This is a genomic window from Pseudomonas sp. RP-B7, assembly GCF_059803535.1.
Genome location: NZ_JAPFHC010000017.1, coordinates 64,087 through 79,741 on the forward strand (window position 1 = coordinate 64,087; position 15,655 = coordinate 79,741).

General features: G+C 61.2%; 13 protein-coding genes. 11 read left to right on the top strand and 2 right to left on the bottom strand.

The window, feature by feature from the left end:
• Positions 1-6 precede the first annotated feature (6 nt).
• Positions 7-294 (bottom strand): Asp-tRNA(Asn)/Glu-tRNA(Gln) amidotransferase subunit GatC, encoded by a 288-nt coding sequence (gene gatC, locus OPU96_RS16920; protein ID WP_192297686.1) that lies wholly within the window; start codon positions 292-294, stop codon positions 7-9.
• 199 nt (positions 295-493) lie between these two features.
• On the opposite strand from gatC, the gene mreB reads away from it, so the two are divergent.
• From mreB to tldD, 8 genes are all read left to right on the top strand, one after another.
• Positions 494-1,531: a rod shape-determining protein MreB gene (gene mreB / locus OPU96_RS16925; protein WP_002555108.1), complete on the top strand. Its 1,038-nt coding sequence runs from the start codon at positions 494-496 to the stop codon at positions 1,529-1,531.
• A 139-nt stretch (positions 1,532-1,670) separates the two neighbouring features.
• Positions 1,671-2,819 (top strand): rod shape-determining protein MreC, encoded by a 1,149-nt coding sequence (mreC, locus tag OPU96_RS16930; protein ID WP_498559398.1) that lies wholly within the window; start codon positions 1,671-1,673, stop codon positions 2,817-2,819.
• On the top strand, positions 2,819-3,307 hold the full coding sequence (gene mreD, locus OPU96_RS16935; RefSeq protein WP_192297685.1) for a rod shape-determining protein MreD: 489 nt from the start codon (positions 2,819-2,821) through the stop codon (positions 3,305-3,307). The genes mreC and mreD overlap by 1 nt, the downstream gene beginning before the upstream one ends.
• Before the next feature lie 50 nt (positions 3,308-3,357).
• Positions 3,358-3,954, top strand: coding sequence for a Maf family protein (locus OPU96_RS16940; RefSeq protein WP_192297684.1), 597 nt, complete (start codon positions 3,358-3,360; stop codon positions 3,952-3,954).
• Positions 3,955-4,024: 70 nt separating this feature from the next.
• The gene (gene rng / locus OPU96_RS16945; protein WP_010213134.1) at positions 4,025-5,482 is read left to right on the top strand and encodes a ribonuclease G; all 1,458 of its coding nucleotides are present in this window, start codon (positions 4,025-4,027) and stop codon (positions 5,480-5,482) included.
• A gap of 42 nt (positions 5,483-5,524) precedes the next feature.
• Positions 5,525-9,340, top strand: a complete 3,816-nt coding sequence (locus OPU96_RS16950) for a YhdP family protein (protein WP_498559389.1) — start codon at positions 5,525-5,527, stop codon at positions 9,338-9,340.
• A 48-nt stretch (positions 9,341-9,388) separates the two neighbouring features.
• On the top strand, positions 9,389-10,237 hold the full coding sequence (locus OPU96_RS16955; RefSeq protein WP_192297682.1) for a carbon-nitrogen hydrolase family protein: 849 nt from the start codon (positions 9,389-9,391) through the stop codon (positions 10,235-10,237).
• A gap of 16 nt (positions 10,238-10,253) precedes the next feature.
• Positions 10,254-11,696 (top strand): metalloprotease TldD, encoded by a 1,443-nt coding sequence (gene tldD, locus OPU96_RS16960; protein ID WP_053131569.1) that lies wholly within the window; start codon positions 10,254-10,256, stop codon positions 11,694-11,696.
• 47 nt (positions 11,697-11,743) lie between these two features.
• Here tldD and yjgA read toward each other — a convergent pair whose 3' ends face one another.
• Positions 11,744-12,265 carry a ribosome biogenesis factor YjgA gene (gene yjgA, locus OPU96_RS16965; protein ID WP_025856302.1) on the bottom strand — a complete coding sequence of 174 codons (522 nt, stop codon included), beginning with the start codon at positions 12,263-12,265 and terminating at the stop codon, positions 11,744-11,746.
• 108 nt (positions 12,266-12,373) lie between these two features.
• Here yjgA and pmbA point away from each other — a divergent pair, with 108 nt between their 5' ends.
• The 3 genes from pmbA (at position 12,374) to OPU96_RS16980 (ending at position 15,635) form a co-directional block, all read left to right on the top strand.
• A complete protein-coding gene (pmbA, locus tag OPU96_RS16970) occupies positions 12,374-13,720 on the top strand; it encodes a metalloprotease PmbA (protein ID WP_192297681.1) in 1,347 nt (448 codons plus the stop codon).
• A 150-nt stretch (positions 13,721-13,870) separates the two neighbouring features.
• Positions 13,871-14,266, top strand: a complete 396-nt coding sequence (locus OPU96_RS16975; RefSeq protein ID WP_192297680.1) for a FagA protein — start codon at positions 13,871-13,873, stop codon at positions 14,264-14,266.
• Positions 14,259-15,635: a class II fumarate hydratase gene (locus OPU96_RS16980; protein ID WP_192297679.1), complete on the top strand. Its 1,377-nt coding sequence runs from the start codon at positions 14,259-14,261 to the stop codon at positions 15,633-15,635. The genes OPU96_RS16975 and OPU96_RS16980 overlap by 8 nt, the downstream gene beginning before the upstream one ends.
• Positions 15,636-15,655 lie beyond the last annotated feature (20 nt).

Here is a 15,655-nt window from a genome sequence, read left to right on the forward strand (position 1 = left end):
TTCCCTTTAGTCGATGACTTTCGGAACCAGATACAGGCCGTTTTCGACCGCTGGTGCGATGGACTGGTAGGCCTCGCGATTATTACGTTCGGTCACGACGTCTGCGCGCAGGCGCTGGCTGGCTTCCAGTGGGTGAGCCAGGGGCTCGATGCCGTCGGTATTCACGGCCTGCATTTGGTCAACCAGCCCGAGAATGCTGTTCAGGGCTGCGGTGGTTTGTGGAATTTCGCTTTCAACCAGGTCCAGGTGGGCCAGGTGAGCGATTTTTTCCACGTCGGAGCGTTCAAGCGCCATGGGATTCTCCAGTGGAAAGGCGTCCGTGTGTTAGATTGTCGGAACACTACCGCATTTCTACGGTCATATGGCCGCGATTGTGGGGGTTGGTGCGTAGAAAGTCGGCCAATTTAGCACATTGGCGCCTTGCCCAAAATCCCTGTCGTTGTTAGAGTTTGCCGCACTTTTTTACCCACGCGTTGCCTAGGGTCCTTTCCCCATGTTCAAGAAACTGCGTGGCATGTTTTCCAGCGATCTTTCCATTGACCTGGGCACTGCCAACACCCTTATTTACGTGCGCGAGCGCGGTATCGTTCTGAATGAGCCATCGGTTGTGGCCATTCGGACCCATGGTAATCAGAAAAGTGTCGTTGCCGTCGGCACCGAGGCCAAGCGCATGCTCGGCCGTACACCAGGCAATATTGCCGCCATCCGTCCGATGAAAGACGGCGTGATCGCCGACTTCAGCGTCTGCGAGAAGATGCTGCAGTACTTCATCAACAAGGTTCACGAAAACAGTTTCCTGCAGCCCAGCCCGCGTGTGCTGATCTGCGTTCCGTGCAAGTCCACCCAGGTGGAGCGTCGTGCCATCCGTGAATCGGCCCTTGGTGCTGGTGCTCGCGAAGTCTTCCTGATCGAAGAGCCAATGGCCGCTGCGATCGGTGCCGGCCTGCCGGTTGAAGAAGCCCGCGGTTCGATGGTGGTGGATATCGGTGGTGGTACTACCGAAATCGCCCTGATCTCCCTGAACGGTGTGGTGTATGCCGAATCCGTCCGCGTCGGCGGCGACCGCTTCGATGAAGCGATCATCACCTATGTGCGCCGTAACTACGGCAGCCTGATCGGTGAATCCACCGCAGAGCGCATCAAGCAGGAAATCGGCACCGCCTACCCGGGCGGCGAAGTGCGCGAAGTCGATGTTCGCGGTCGCAACCTGGCCGAAGGTGTTCCACGTGCCTTCACCCTGAACTCCAATGAAGTGCTGGAAGCTCTGCAAGAGTCCCTGGCCACCATCGTTCAGGCTGTGAAGAGCGCCCTGGAGCAATCGCCGCCGGAACTGGCTTCCGACATCGCCGAGCGTGGCCTGGTGCTGACCGGCGGTGGCGCCTTGCTGCGCGACCTGGACAAGTTGCTGGCCCAGGAAACCGGCCTGCCGGTGATCGTTGCCGAAGACCCGCTGACCTGCGTTGCCCGTGGCGGTGGTCGTGCACTGGAAATGATGGATAAACACACCATGGACCTGCTCTCCAGCGAATAAGCTTCGTTGGTCGGTTCATGCGTCGCCAACAGGCAGCACTTTGCAGTGCTGCCTGTTGGCGTTTATCTTCTTCAACCTGCATCCAGGCCGGTTAGATGCCGTATGAGTAAAGAGAACATTTGCCTGGGAGGAGCGGCCTATTAAACCGCTTTTCGCCAAAGGCCCCTCATTGGGCGTGCGCTTGTTGGTGCTGGTCGTGCTTTCGGTCGCGCTGATGGTGGTCGATGCCCGTTTCGCACTGCTCAAGCCCGTGCGCAGCCAGATGTCGCTGGTGTTGATGCAGACTTACTGGATCACCGACCTGCCGCAACGGCTGTTCCAGGGCGTGGCCAGCCAATTCGGCAGCCGCACCGAGCTGGTCGCCGAGAACGAAAAACTCAAGACTGAAAACCTGCTGCTGCAGGGGCGCATGCAAAAGCTGGCGGCCCTCACCGAGCAGAACGTTCGGCTGCGCGAGTTGCTCAACTCTTCCGCGCTGGTCAACGAGAAGGTCGAAGTCGCCGAGTTGATCGGCATGGACCCCAACCCCTTCACCCATCGCATCATCATCAACAAAGGTGAGCGCGACGGTGTGGTCCTCGGCCAACCGGTGCTCGATGCCCGTGGCTTGATGGGCCAGGTGGTCGAGTTGATGCCCTACACCTCGCGCGTACTGTTGCTGACGGACACGACCCATAGCATTCCGGTGCAGGTCAACCGCAACGGCCTGCGTGCGATTGCCAGCGGCACCGGCAACCCGGAACGCCTGGAATTGCGTCATGTGGCCGATACCGCCGACATCAAGGAAGGCGACCTGTTGGTCAGCTCCGGCCTGGGTCAACGGTTCCCGGCGGGTTATCCGGTGGCGACGGTCAAGGAAGTGATCCACGACTCCGGCCAGCCATTCGCCATCGTCCGTGCCGTGCCGACTGCCGCCTTGAACCGCAGCCGCTATCTGCTGCTGGTGTTCAGCGACAACCGCACCCCGGAAGAGCGCGCCAACGATGCCGCCCAAGCCCAGGAAGCCGAAGACAAGCAGAACGGCACCACGCCGATCGTCCCTGCGACGGTGCCCAAGCCTGCCGCTGCGCCATCGGCCACACCTGCGGCCACTCCCGCTGCCGCGGCGCCGGTCGCAACGCCGGTCAAGCCAGCTGCGCACAACGCGCACGCGGTCAAGCCGGCGGCCACCAAACCACCTGCTTCGGCGCCCGCGACTGCCACGCCTGCGACCAAACCGCCTGCTGCAACGCCGGCTGCCCGTCCAGCGGCAACGGCCCCGGCAACCACGCGGCAGAGGGAGGAATAATGGCCGGTACTCATTCGCGCAATGGCTGGATCGTCTGGTTGACCTTCGCGGTCGGCTTGCTGCTCAGCGTTTCTCCGTTGCCGCAATTCATGGAAATCCTGCGTCCGCTCTGGCTGGCATTGCTGCTGGCCTTCTGGTCGCTGAACCTGCCGCACAAGATCGGCATGGTCACCGCGCTGTTCCTGGGCTTGGCGGAAGACGTGCTGTATGGCACCTTGCTGGGCCAGAACGCGCTGATCCTGACGCTGATCACGTTCCTGGTGCTGTCGTTGCAGCAGCGTTTGCGCATGTTTCCGATGTGGCAGCAGTGCCTGGTGATCCTGGTGATCTTCGGCCTGGCGCAGTTGGTGCAGCTATGGCTCAGTGCCCTGACGGGCAACCGCCAGCCGACGCTCGCATTGGTATTGCCGGCGCTGGTCAGTGCACTGCTGTGGCCTTGGATCAGTTTTGGCCTGCGTGGGTTACGTCGTCGCTATAAAATCAATTGAATGGATTGCGAGGCTCTGCCTGGTTATCGAGTCCTACAGGGAGAGTCTGCATGAATTCGCTTTATCTGGCCTCGGGCTCCCCGAGGCGACGTGAGTTGCTGACCCAGATCGGTGTGCCCTTCACCGTGGTCAGCGCCGCGATTGATGAAACTCCTCTTACCCACGAATCCGCCGTTTCCTACGTCGAGCGTCTGGCGCGCGGCAAGGCTGCGGCGGGTTTGGCTGCGCTTGAACACGCCTCGGGTGCCTGTGTGCTGGGGGCCGACACCGCCGTCATTGTCGACGGCCAGATCCTCGGCAAACCCGTGGATCAAGCCGATGCCCTGGCCATGTTGATGGCCCTGGCGGGGCGTGAACATGACGTGCTCACTGCCATTGCCGTTACCGATGGCCAGCGCTGCGAAACTGTTTGTGTAAGCAGTCGTGTACGTTTTCGCAGTATTTCTGTCGAGGAAGCTACAACCTACTGGCACAGTGGCGAACCCCAGGACAAGGCGGGCGGCTATGCTATTCAAGGGCTTGGATCGGTGTTTGTCGCCGGGCTCAATGGCAGTTATTCCGCCGTGGTAGGCCTGCCGGTGTGCGAAACCGCGCAACTGCTCGGTCAATTCGGCATACCCTGTTGGCAACACCTTACCGCGCGCTGAACGCCTAACCCCAGCGCCCAGCCCTAAGCGATCGGTCACTATTGTGAAAACGCCTGAACGAGACCCAGCCATGAGTGAAGAGATTCTGATCAATATCACGCCGATGGAATCACGCGTGGCGGTGGTAGAGAACGGTGTTCTGCAAGAAGTGCACGTCGAGCGCACCCAAAAGCGCGGGATCGTTGGCAATATCTATAAAGGCAAGGTGGTGCGTGTATTGCCGGGCATGCAGGCGGCATTCGTCGACATCGGCCTGGACCGTGCAGCGTTTATCCACGCATCGGAAATCTCCCTGCGCGAAGGCCCGGCGGTAGAGAGCATCAGCGCGCTGGTGCACGAAGGGCAGAGCCTGGTGGTGCAAGTCACCAAGGACCCCATCGGCTCCAAAGGCGCGCGCCTGACCACGCAGCTGTCGATTCCGTCGCGCTATCTGGTGTACATGCCGCGTACTGCCCACGTCGGCATTTCCCTGAAGATCGAAGATGAAGCCGAGCGTGAGCGCCTGAAGAAGGTGGTCAGCGACTGTGTGGCGGCCGAAGGCATCAAGGAGGCCGGTGGTTTCATCCTGCGCACTGCCGCCGAGGGTGCCGGTGCCGATGAAATCCTCATGGACATCCGTTACCTGCGGCGCCTGTGGGACCAGATCGGCGCACAGATCAAGACCATCGGCGCACCCAGTGTCATCTACGAAGACCTGGGCCTGGCCCTGCGTACCCTGCGTGATCTGGTCAGCCCCAAGATTGAGAAAATTCGCATCGACTCGCGGGAAACCTTCCAGCGCACCACGCAATTTGTTGCCGAGCTGATGCCGGAAATTGCCGATCGCCTGGAGCACTATCCTGGCGAGCGGCCGATCTTTGACCTGTATGGCGTTGAAGATGAAATCCAGAAAGCCCTGGAACGCAAAGTGCCACTGAAGTCCGGTGGCTATCTGGTGGTGGACCCTGCGGAGGCCATGACCACCATCGACGTCAACACTGGCGCGTTCGTGGGGCATCGCAATCTCGAAGAAACCATCTTCAAGACCAACCTCGAAGCGGCCACTGCGATTGCCCGTCAACTGCGCCTGCGCAACCTGGGCGGGATCATCATCATCGACTTCATCGACATGGAAGATGAAGAACACCAGCGCCAGGTGCTGCGCACCCTCGAGAAGCAACTGGAGCGCGACCACGCCAAGACGAACATTATCGGCATCACCGAGCTGGGCCTGGTACAGATGACCCGCAAGCGCACCCGCGAAAGCCTTGAGCAAGTGCTGTGCGAGCCGTGCAGCAGTTGCCAGGGGCGCGGTAAATTGAAGACTCCGGAAACCGTTTGCTACGAGATTTTCCGGGAAATCCTACGAGAGGCGCGAGCTTACCAGGCCGAAGGTTATAGAGTGCTCGCCAACCAGAAAGTGGTCGACCGCCTGTTGGACGAAGAGTCGGGCAACGTCGCCGAATTGGAGGGGTTTATCGGGCGCACAATTCGTTTCCAGGTTGAAACCATGTATTCCCAGGAACAATACGACGTGGTGCTGCTCTGATCCCCATTCGCTTACTTTTGACTGTCTTGAGGGTCGCCTGACATGGAGCGTCTGACACGCTTTTTTGCCGCTTTGACCCGTTGGGGCCTGGGCCTTTGCGCGTTGCTGCTGGTACTGGCGGCGGTGTACGTGAGCCTGGGGCGCGAATTGACCCCGCTTGTGGCCGAATATCGCGCCGAAGTCGAGGCCAGGGCCCAGGCGGCGGTAGATATGCCGCTGCACATTGGCAGCCTTGAAGGCCGTTGGAGCGGCTTTGCGCCGATGCTGCTGGCCCACGACGTGATGCTGGGCGAGGGCAGCAGCGCCTTGCGCCTGGATCAGGTCGAAGTGGTGCCGGACATCTGGGCCAGCCTGATGGCGCGTGAAGTGCGCGTCGCACATCTGGAAGTCAGTGGCCTGCAACTCAGCGTCAAGGAGGACAAGGACGGCCACTGGGCGCTGCAAGGCCTGCCGGCGCAGGATGACCAGCCGCTGGACCCACAGCAATTGCTACAGCGTATGCAGATGGTCAAGCGCGTGTCGCTGCTCGACAGCCAGGTGACCTTGCAACCCTTCGACCAGCCCCCGCTGACCCTGACATATGTCGGCCTGAGCTTGCACACCGGCATCACCCGCCAGCGCCTGGACGCGCGCCTGACCCTGCCTGACGGCCAGCCCCTGGCACTGAGCTTGCGCACGCGGATTCGTGCGAGCCAATGGCAAGACGCTGAAGCACAGGCCTACCTGAGCCTGCCCCAGAGCGACTGGGCCAAGTGGATTCCGGCCAAGCTGACGCAGCAATGGAAACTCACCCAATTCAAGGCCGGCGGCGAATTCTGGCTGACCTGGGCAAAGGGCACCATGCAAAGCGCGGTGGTGCGCCTCAACTCGCCACAGATCAAGGGCAGCTACGCCGAGCGCAAGCCGGTGCACATTGAAAACCTGGCCCTCAACGCCTACCTGCAACGCAGTGATAGCGGTCTTACGGTGCTGTTCGACTCGCTGGCGATGAACCTGGGCGAGACCCGCTGGGAATCGCGCGTGCAATTGCAGCAAAGCCTGGCCACCGACAAGGACCAAGAGGTGTGGAAGCTTCAGGCGGACCGCCTGGACCTGACCCCCATCACACCGTTGCTCAATGCCCTGGCGCCGTTGCCCGAAGGTTTCGCCACGACCATCGAGCACCTGAAGGCGATTGGCCTGCTGCGCAATGTGCTGGTGGATTTCCGTCCTCAGGACACCACGGATCAAAAACTCAGTTTCGCCGCCAATCTCGAACGTGTGGGGTTTGACGCCTACTTCGGTGCCCCGGCTGCCCGTAACATTTCCGGCAGTATCAGCGGTGACCTTGGCCATGGCGAACTGCGCATGGACAGCAAGGACTTTTCCCTGCACCTGGATCCCATCTTTGCCAAACCCTGGCAGTACATCCAGGCCAATGCGCGCCTGACGTGGAAGCTGGATAAAGATGGCTTCACCCTGATCGCGCCGTATATCAAGGTGCTGGGCGAAGAGGGCAAAGTGGCTGCCGATTTCTTGATTCGCCTGAGTTTTGACCAAAGCCGCGAAGACTACATGGACCTGCGGGTGGGCATGGTCGATGGCGACGGGCGCTTCACCTCCAAATACCTGCCGGCGGTGTTGAGCCCGGCGCTGGATGAATGGCTGCGCACGGCGATTCTCAAAGGTGCGGTCGACGAGGGGTTCTTCCAATACCAGGGCTCGCTCAACCACGATGCGTTGCCCGCCTCGCGCAATATCAGCCTGTTCTTCAAGGTGCATGACGCCGAACTGGCGTTCCAGCCAGGCTGGCCGCATGTGAGCAAGGTCACGGGTGAGGTGTTCGTCGAAGAGAGCGGTGTGCGCATCCTGGCCAGCAAGGGGCAATTGCTCGACACCAAGGTCAACGACATCTACGTCAATATTCCCCATGCGCCGGCGGACAAGGACAGCCACCTGCTGCTCACCGGCGGTTTTGCCGGCAGCCTGGGAGATGGTCTGAAGATCCTTCAGGAAGCGCCGATCGGCACGGCTTCGACGTTTGCCGGCTGGAAGGGCGAGGGCGACCTGCAAGGCAGCCTGGATCTGGACATACCGCTGGCCAAGGGCGCCGAACCGAAAATCGTGGTGGACTTCAAGACCGACAAGTCCCGCCTGCAATTGGCCGAGCCCACCTTGGACCTGACCCAACTCAAGGGGGATTTCCGCTTCGACAGCGCCAAGGGCCTCAGTGGCCAGAACATCACGGCCCAGGCGTTCGACCGGCCGATCAGCGCGCAGATTGTTGCCGGCGGCAAGCCGGGCAATATCAGTACGCGCGTGACGGCCAAAGGGCAGGTCACGGTCAAGCGGCTGACGGACTGGTTGAAAATCAGCCAGCCGTTGCCGGTTTCCGGCGATATTCCATACCAGCTGCAACTGAACCTTGACGGTGCCGACAGTCAACTGATGGTCAGCTCCAACCTCAAGGGCGTGGCAGTGGATTTGCCGGCGCCCTTTGGCATGCCGGCCAGCCAGGGGCGTGACAGTGTGTTCCGCATGACCTTGCAGGGTAACGAGCGCCGCTACTGGTTCGATTATGGCGAGTTGGCGAATTTCACCTTCGCGGCGCCGCCGGACAAGTTCAATGACGGCCGGGGCGAGTTGTTCCTCGGTGATGGCGATGCGCTGTTGCCGACAGTCAAAGGCCTGCGCATTCGCGGAGTCTTGTCGGAACTGGATCTGGACCCGTGGAAGAAGCTCGTGGACCGTTATGCGGGCAACGACCCGGGCGGCAGCGCCAAGCAATTGCTCAGTGGGGCCGACTTCAAGGTCGGCAAGCTGACCGGCTTTGGCACCCAGTTCGATCAGGTCAAATTGCAGTTGGACCGCAAACCCGCGGCGTGGGGCCTGCAGCTCGACAGCCAGCAGGCCAAGGGCACGGTGAACCTGCCGGACGCCAAGGGCGCGCCGATTGCGATCAACCTGCAGTATGTGAAATTGCCGGCCGTGGACCCGAGCGTACAGGCCGATGAAAACGCCCCGGACCCTTTGGCCGACATCGACCCCAAGGATATTCCCGCGCTCGACATTGCCATCGACCAGCTGTTCCAAGGGCCGGACTTGATCGGCGCGTGGTCGTTGAAGATCCGCCCGACAACCAAGGGTTTGGCCTTCACCAATCTGGACCTTGGCCTCAAGGGCATGCAGCTCAAGGGTGATGGCGGCTGGGAAGGCACGCCGGGAAGCAGCGGCAGTTGGTACAAGGGGCGCCTGGACGGTAAGAATATCGGCGATGTACTCAAGGGCTGGGGTTATGCGCCGACCGTCACCAGCAAGGACTTCCATCTGGACGTGGACGGGCGCTGGCCGGGCTCGCCGGCCTATGTGGGGCCGAAACGTTTCTCCGGCAGCCTGGACGCATCCTTTCGCAGCGGTCAGTTCGTGGAAGTGGAAGGCGGCGCCCAAGCCCTGCGTGTGTTTGGCCTGCTCAATTTCAACTCCATTGGGCGCCGGTTGCGCCTGGACTTTTCCGACTTGCTCGGCAAGGGCTTGAGTTATGACCGGGTCAAAGGCCTGTTGGCTGCCAGTAACGGCGTGTTCGTTACCCGCGAGCCGATCACCATGACCGGGCCGTCGACCAACCTTGAGCTTAACGGCACCCTGGATCTGGTGGCCGACCGTGTCGACGCCAAGTTGCTGGTGACATTGCCGGTCACCAACAACCTGCCGATTGCCGCGTTGATCGTGGGGGCTCCGGCGATTGGTGGGGCGTTGTTCCTGATCGACAAGCTGATCGGTGACCGCGTTTCGCGCTTCGCCAGCGTGCAATACAAAGTCGAGGGGCCGTGGAAGGATCCGAAAATCACCTTCGACAAGCCATTTGAAAAGCCAAACTGAGAGCCTGTGGAGTAGCATGGTCGCACGCCCATTACGGAGAGTCGGCCCATGTCCTTTGCGGTAATTCAAATGGTCAGCCAGAGCGATGTGCTGGCCAATCTTGCCCAGGCCCGGCGCCTGCTGGAGCAAGCGGCGGCAGGGGGGGCGAAGCTGGCGGTGCTGCCGGAAAACTTTGCCGCCATGGGCCGGCGTGATGTGGCCGATATCGGCCGGACCGAGGCATTGGGCGAAGGACCGATCCTGCCGTGGTTGAAACAGACCGCCCGCGACCTCACCTTATGGATAGTGGCTGGCACCTTGCCGTTGCCGCCCAGGGATCAGCCGTACGCCAAGTCCAACGCCTGTTCGCTGCTGGTCGATGACCAGGGCGAAATCGTTGCCCGATACGACAAGTTGCACCTGTTCGATGTGGACGTTGCCGACGCGCGCGGTCGTTATCGTGAATCCGACGACTATGCTTTCGGCAGCAACGTGGTGGTGGCGGACACGCCGGTGGGGCGATTGGGCCTGACGGTGTGTTACGACCTGCGCTTCCCCGAGCTGTACAGCGAGTTGCGTGCAGCAGGGGCTGAATTGATTACCGCGCCTTCGGCGTTTACCGCGGTGACCGGCGCGGCGCACTGGGACGTGCTGATTCGCGCACGCGCCATCGAAACCCAGTGTTACCTGCTGGCGGCCGCCCAGGGCGGCGTGCATCCGGGGCCGCGGGAAACCTATGGTCACGCGGCGATCGTCGACCCGTGGGGACGGGTGCTGGCGCAACAGGATCAAGGCGAAGCGGTGTTGTTGGCCGAGCGCGATAGCAGTGAACAAGCGTCGATACGGGCGCGTATGCCGGTGGTCAGCCACCGGCGTTTTTTCTCGCAGGGCGCACAGCGGCCTGCTTCGGAACGATGAATTTAAGGCCAAACCTATGAGCGAGTTGTTGTCCTCAGTCAGTGAACACCTCCTGGCACCTGGTGGCGTGACCATCGAAAGCTTGCAAACCGTGCTGGGCGATCTGGCCGGGCCGGGTATCGACGCGGCTGACCTGTATTTCCAGGGGCAGATCTCCGAGTCCTGGGCCCTTGAAGACGGCATCGTCAAGGAAGGCAGTTTCAACCTTGACCAAGGTGTAGGCGTGCGTGCGCAATCCGGAGAAAAAACCGGTTTTGCCTACAGCAACGCGATCACCCTGGAAGCCTTGGGCCTGGCGGCGCGCGCGGCGCGTTCGATCTCCCGTGCCGGGCAAAACGGTACGGTGCAGGCGTTCAGTACCCAGGACGTGGCGCAATTGTATGCCCCCGATAACCCCCTGGAAGTGATCAGCCGTGCGGAGAAGGTCGAGCTGCTCAAGCGTGTCGACGCGGCTACCCGCGCTCTTGACCCGCGTATCCAGCAGGTCACCGTGAGCATGGCCGGTGTGTGGGAGCGCATCCTGGTGGCCTCCACCGATGGCGGCCTGGCGGCGGATGTACGGCCGCTGGTGCGCTTCAACGTCAGTGTGATCGTCGAGCAGAATGGCCGCCGGGAGCGCGGCGGGCACGGCGGCGGCGGGCGTACCGACTACCGTTATTTCCTCACTGATGACCGCGCCATGGGGTATGCCCGTGAAGCGCTGCGTCAGGCGCTGGTGAACCTGGAGGCCATTCCGGCCCCGGCCGGTACCTTGCCGGTGGTGTTGGGCTCGGGTTGGTCCGGCGTATTGCTGCACGAGGCCGTGGGCCATGGTCTGGAAGGTGACTTCAACCGCAAGGGCAGCTCGGCCTACAGCGGGCGCATGGGCGAGATGGTTGCGTCCAAGCTGTGCACCATTGTCGATGACGGCACTTTGGCCGGGCGCCGTGGCTCGTTGAGTGTCGACGACGAAGGCACTCCAACCGAATGCACCACGCTGATCGAAAACGGTGTGCTCAAGGGCTATATGCAAGACAAACTCAACGCTCGTCTGATGGGCGTGGCACGTACCGGCAACGGTCGTCGCGAGTCCTATGCGCACCTGCCGATGCCACGCATGACCAACACCTACATGCTCGGTGGCGAAAGCGACCCGGCGGAAATCATCGCCTCGGTAAAACGCGGAATCTACTGCGCCAACCTGGGTGGCGGCCAGGTGGACATCACCAGTGGCAAGTTCGTGTTCTCCACCAGCGAGGCGTACCTGATCGAAGACGGCAAGATCACCGCGCCGGTCAAAGGCGCAACGTTGATTGGCAACGGGCCGGAAGCCATGAGCAAGGTGTCGATGGTCGGTAACGACCTGTCGCTGGACAGCGGCGTGGGCACATGCGGCAAGGATGGGCAGTCGGTGCCGGTGGGTGTCGGCCAGCCAACGCTGAAAATTGATGCGATCACCGTGGGAGGCACGGGCTCGTAGGAAGGGTGGAGCTTCGGGTGGCGAAGATCGCCACCCGGGGAAGAGGATCAGCGCAGACCGCGTTGAGTCTCGTCCAGCTCACGGATGTACTTGAAGATTTTACGGCTGGTGGCCGGCGCCTTGTTATGCGCCAGTTCGTGTTGGGCCTGGCGGATCAGGGAGCGCAATTGCTGGCGGTCCGCGTCCGGGTAGTCCAGCACGAATTTCTCCAGCACGGCGTCGTCGCCCGAGATCAGGCGGTCACGCCAACGTTCCAGGTTATGGAAACGTTCGTTGTACTGGCGAGTGGAGGCATCGGTTTGATCGAGCAAGGCCAGAATGGCGTCAGTGTCCTGATCGCGCATCAGCTTGCCGATAAACATGATGTGGCGTTTACGCGCGATATTCGCGGTGTGCTTGGGTGCGTCTGCAAGAGCCCGGCGCATTTCGTCGGTCAATGGCAGTTTTGCAATCAAGTCTTTCTTGAGCGTTGTAAGGCGCTCGCCCAGATCAACCAGAGCATGCAGCTCACGTTTGACCTGGGTTTTGCTTTTCTCCCCATCGAGGGAGTCGTCGTAAGAATCAACCATGGTGGCAGTCCGCAAAGAAACGCCGCCATGATAACCAGTCGGGGGCCGCTTGTCCGGCCCGGTCGCTCGATGGCCTTAACCGAAAGCAGAATTTGAGTGGAGAAAACCATGAGTGCAGCCCAAAGCGTCGGCCCGCAAGCGTTACCGGCACTGCAGGAACAAGTCGAGCAGATCCTTGCCGAGGCCAAGCGCCAGGGGGCCAGTGCCTGTGAGGTGGCGGTGTCGCTGGAGCAGGGGCTGTCGACATCGGTACGCCAGCGGGAAGTGGAAACCGTTGAGTTCAACCGCGACCAGGGTTTTGGCATCACCTTGTACGTAGGGCAGCGCAAAGGTTCGGCCAGTACGTCGGCGAGCGGCCCGGAGGCGATCCGCGAAACCGTCGCCGCCGCGTTGGCGATTGCCAAGCACACCTCCGAGGATGAAAGCTCGGGCCTGGCCGACAAAGCGCTGATGGCCAAGGACTTGAAAGACTTCGATCTGTTCCACGCCTGGGACATTACCCCGGAGCAGGCCATTGAACTGGCATTGACCTGCGAAGCCGCTGCGTTCGATGCAGATGCCCGCATCAAGAACGCCGATGGCACCACGTTGAGCACGCATCAGGGCTGTCGTGTCTACGGCAACAGCCATGGTTTTGTAGGGGGGTATGCCTCCACTCGCCATAGCCTGAGCTGCGTGATGATTGCTGAAGCCAACGGCCAGATGCAGCGTGATTACTGGTACGACGTAAGCCGCCAGGGCGAGTTGCTGGCGGACCCGGTCAGCATTGGCCAGCGCGCCGCACAACGTGCCGCCAGCCGCTTGGGCGCGCGTCCGGTGCCAACTTGCGAAGTGCCGGTGTTGTTTTCGGCGGAGTTGGCCGGTGGTTTGTTCAGCAGTTTCCTAGGCGCGATTTCCGGCGGCAACCTGTACCGCAAGTCGTCGTTCCTTGAGGGCGCTATCGGGCAAAAGCTGTTCCCGGAGTGGTTGACCCTTGATGAGCGCCCGCACCTGATGCGTGCCATGGGGAGCTCGGCGTTCGACGGCGATGGCCTGGCGACCTATGCCAAACCGTTCGTCGAAAACGGCGAGTTGGTGTCCTATGTGCTGGGGACATACTCCGGCCGCAAGCTCGGCCTGCCAAGCACGGCCAACGCCGGTGGCGTGCACAACCTGTTCGTTACCCATGGCGATGAAGACCAGGCGGCGTTGCTGCGTCGCATGGGACGTGGCCTGCTGGTGACTGAGTTGATGGGGCATGGCCTGAACATGGTGACCGGTGATTACTCCCGTGGTGCGGCGGGTTTCTGGGTGGAAAACGGCGAGATTCAGTTCGCGGTCCAGGAAGTGACCATCGCCGGCAACATGCGCGACATGTTCAAGCAAATCGTCGCGGTGGGTAACGACCTGGAACGGCGTAGCAACATTCACACAGGTTCGGTATTGATTGAGCGGATGACTGTCGCTGGCAGCTGACCCTCCCGACGCTTCAACAGAAAAGGCGCGCCATCATCACTGATGGCGCGCCTTTTTTGTGCTTGCGTGACAGGTGGATTGATTTGCTGCTCTTGTTTTGATTCTCAATATCATTTAATAATAAATATCATTACCGAATGAGTGTGGATCATGAGTTCTGTCCTGCATGAGGATCCTTACCTGGAGAGCTGGCGCTGGATGAGTCGTCAGATTCGCTGCGGCCTCAATCCCGACGAGCCGCGCCTGATCGAACATTACCTCAACGAGGGTCGATACCTGGCGTGCTGCACTGCGACCCATCCATGGACGATCGCTGAAACCTCATTCCATCTGTTGCTCGACACCGCCGGCGATATTGCGCTGCCCTGGCATTGGCGCACGACATGCCTGGACCAGGCCTGGCGCCCCCTGCGCGACCTGGAAAAACTGTCCCACTGCGCCTGCCGCCTCAAGCGCTGGCAGACCTTTGCCTGGCAATTGGCGACCTGCGAGTTGCTGCCTTCCCTTTCTGTGTCTGACCTTGTGCAAGGATCCTCCGATGAGTAACACCCGTATCGAACGCGACAGCATGGGCGAACTGCAAGTGCCGGCCGAGGCCTTGTATGGCGCACAAACCCAGCGCGCGGTGAACAACTTCCCGATCAGCCGTCAACGTATGCCCGCGCAATTCATTCGCGCGCTGATCCTGGCCAAGGCTGCCGCCGCCAAGGTCAACGTCGACCTCAAGCAAATCAGCGAAGGGCAGGGCAAGGCCATTGTCGATGCGGCCCAAGGCTTGCTCGAAGGCGATTTCATGCAGCACTTCCCGGTGGATGTTTTCCAGACCGGTTCCGGCACCAGCTCCAATATGAACGCCAACGAAGTGATTGCGACCCTCGCCACACGCTTGCTGGGCGAGGCGGTCAACCCCAATGACCACGTGAACTGCGGCCAAAGCAGCAATGACATCATTCCGACCACCATCCACGTCAGCGCCGCGTTGGTCTTGCATGAGCAAACCCTGCCGGCCCTGCTGCATCTGGTGCAGGTGATCGAACGCAAGGCCGAAGAAGTCCACCCGTTCATCAAGACCGGCCGCACCCACCTGATGGACGCCATGCCGGTGCGCATGAGCCAGGTACTCAATGGCTGGGCGCAGCAACTCAAGGCCAATATCGGCCATCTGCAGGACCTGCTGCCAAGCCTGCAGGCCCTGGCCCAGGGCGGCACTGCGGTCGGCACCGGGATCAACGCGCATCCGGAATTCGCCGCACGTTTCAGCCAGCAACTGAGCAGGCTGACCGACGTCACATTCACGCCGGGCAAGAACCTGTTCGCGCTGATCGGCTCCCAGGACACCGCTGTCGCCGTTTCCGGTCAGTTGAAAGCCACCGCGGTATCGCTGATGAAGATCGCCAATGATCTGCGCTGGATGAACTCCGGGCCGCTCGCCGGTCTCGGTGAAATCGAGCTTGAGGGCCTGCAGCCGGGCTCCTCGATCATGCCGGGCAAGGTCAATCCGGTGATTCCGGAAGCCACTGCCATGGTCGCGGCCCAAGTGATCGGCAATGACACGGTGATCACCGTCGCAGGCCAGTCCGGCAACTTCGAGCTGAACGTAATGCTGCCGATCATCGCCCAGAACCTGCTCAGCAGCCTCGAATTGCTGGCCAACTCCAGCCGTCTGCTGGCGGACAAGGCGATTGGCAGCTTCAAGGTCAACGAAGCCAAGCTCAAGGAGGCGTTGTCGCGTAACCCGATCCTGGTCACTGCACTCAACCCGATCATCGGTTACCAGAAGGCTGCTGAAATCGCCAAGAAGGCTTATCAGCAGGGCCGTCCGGTGATTGATGTCGCCCTGGAGCACACCGACTTGCCCCGCAGCCAACTGGAAGTCCTGCTGGACCCGGAAAAGCTCACGGCCGGCGGCGTGTAATCACCGACACTGCTTTGGAG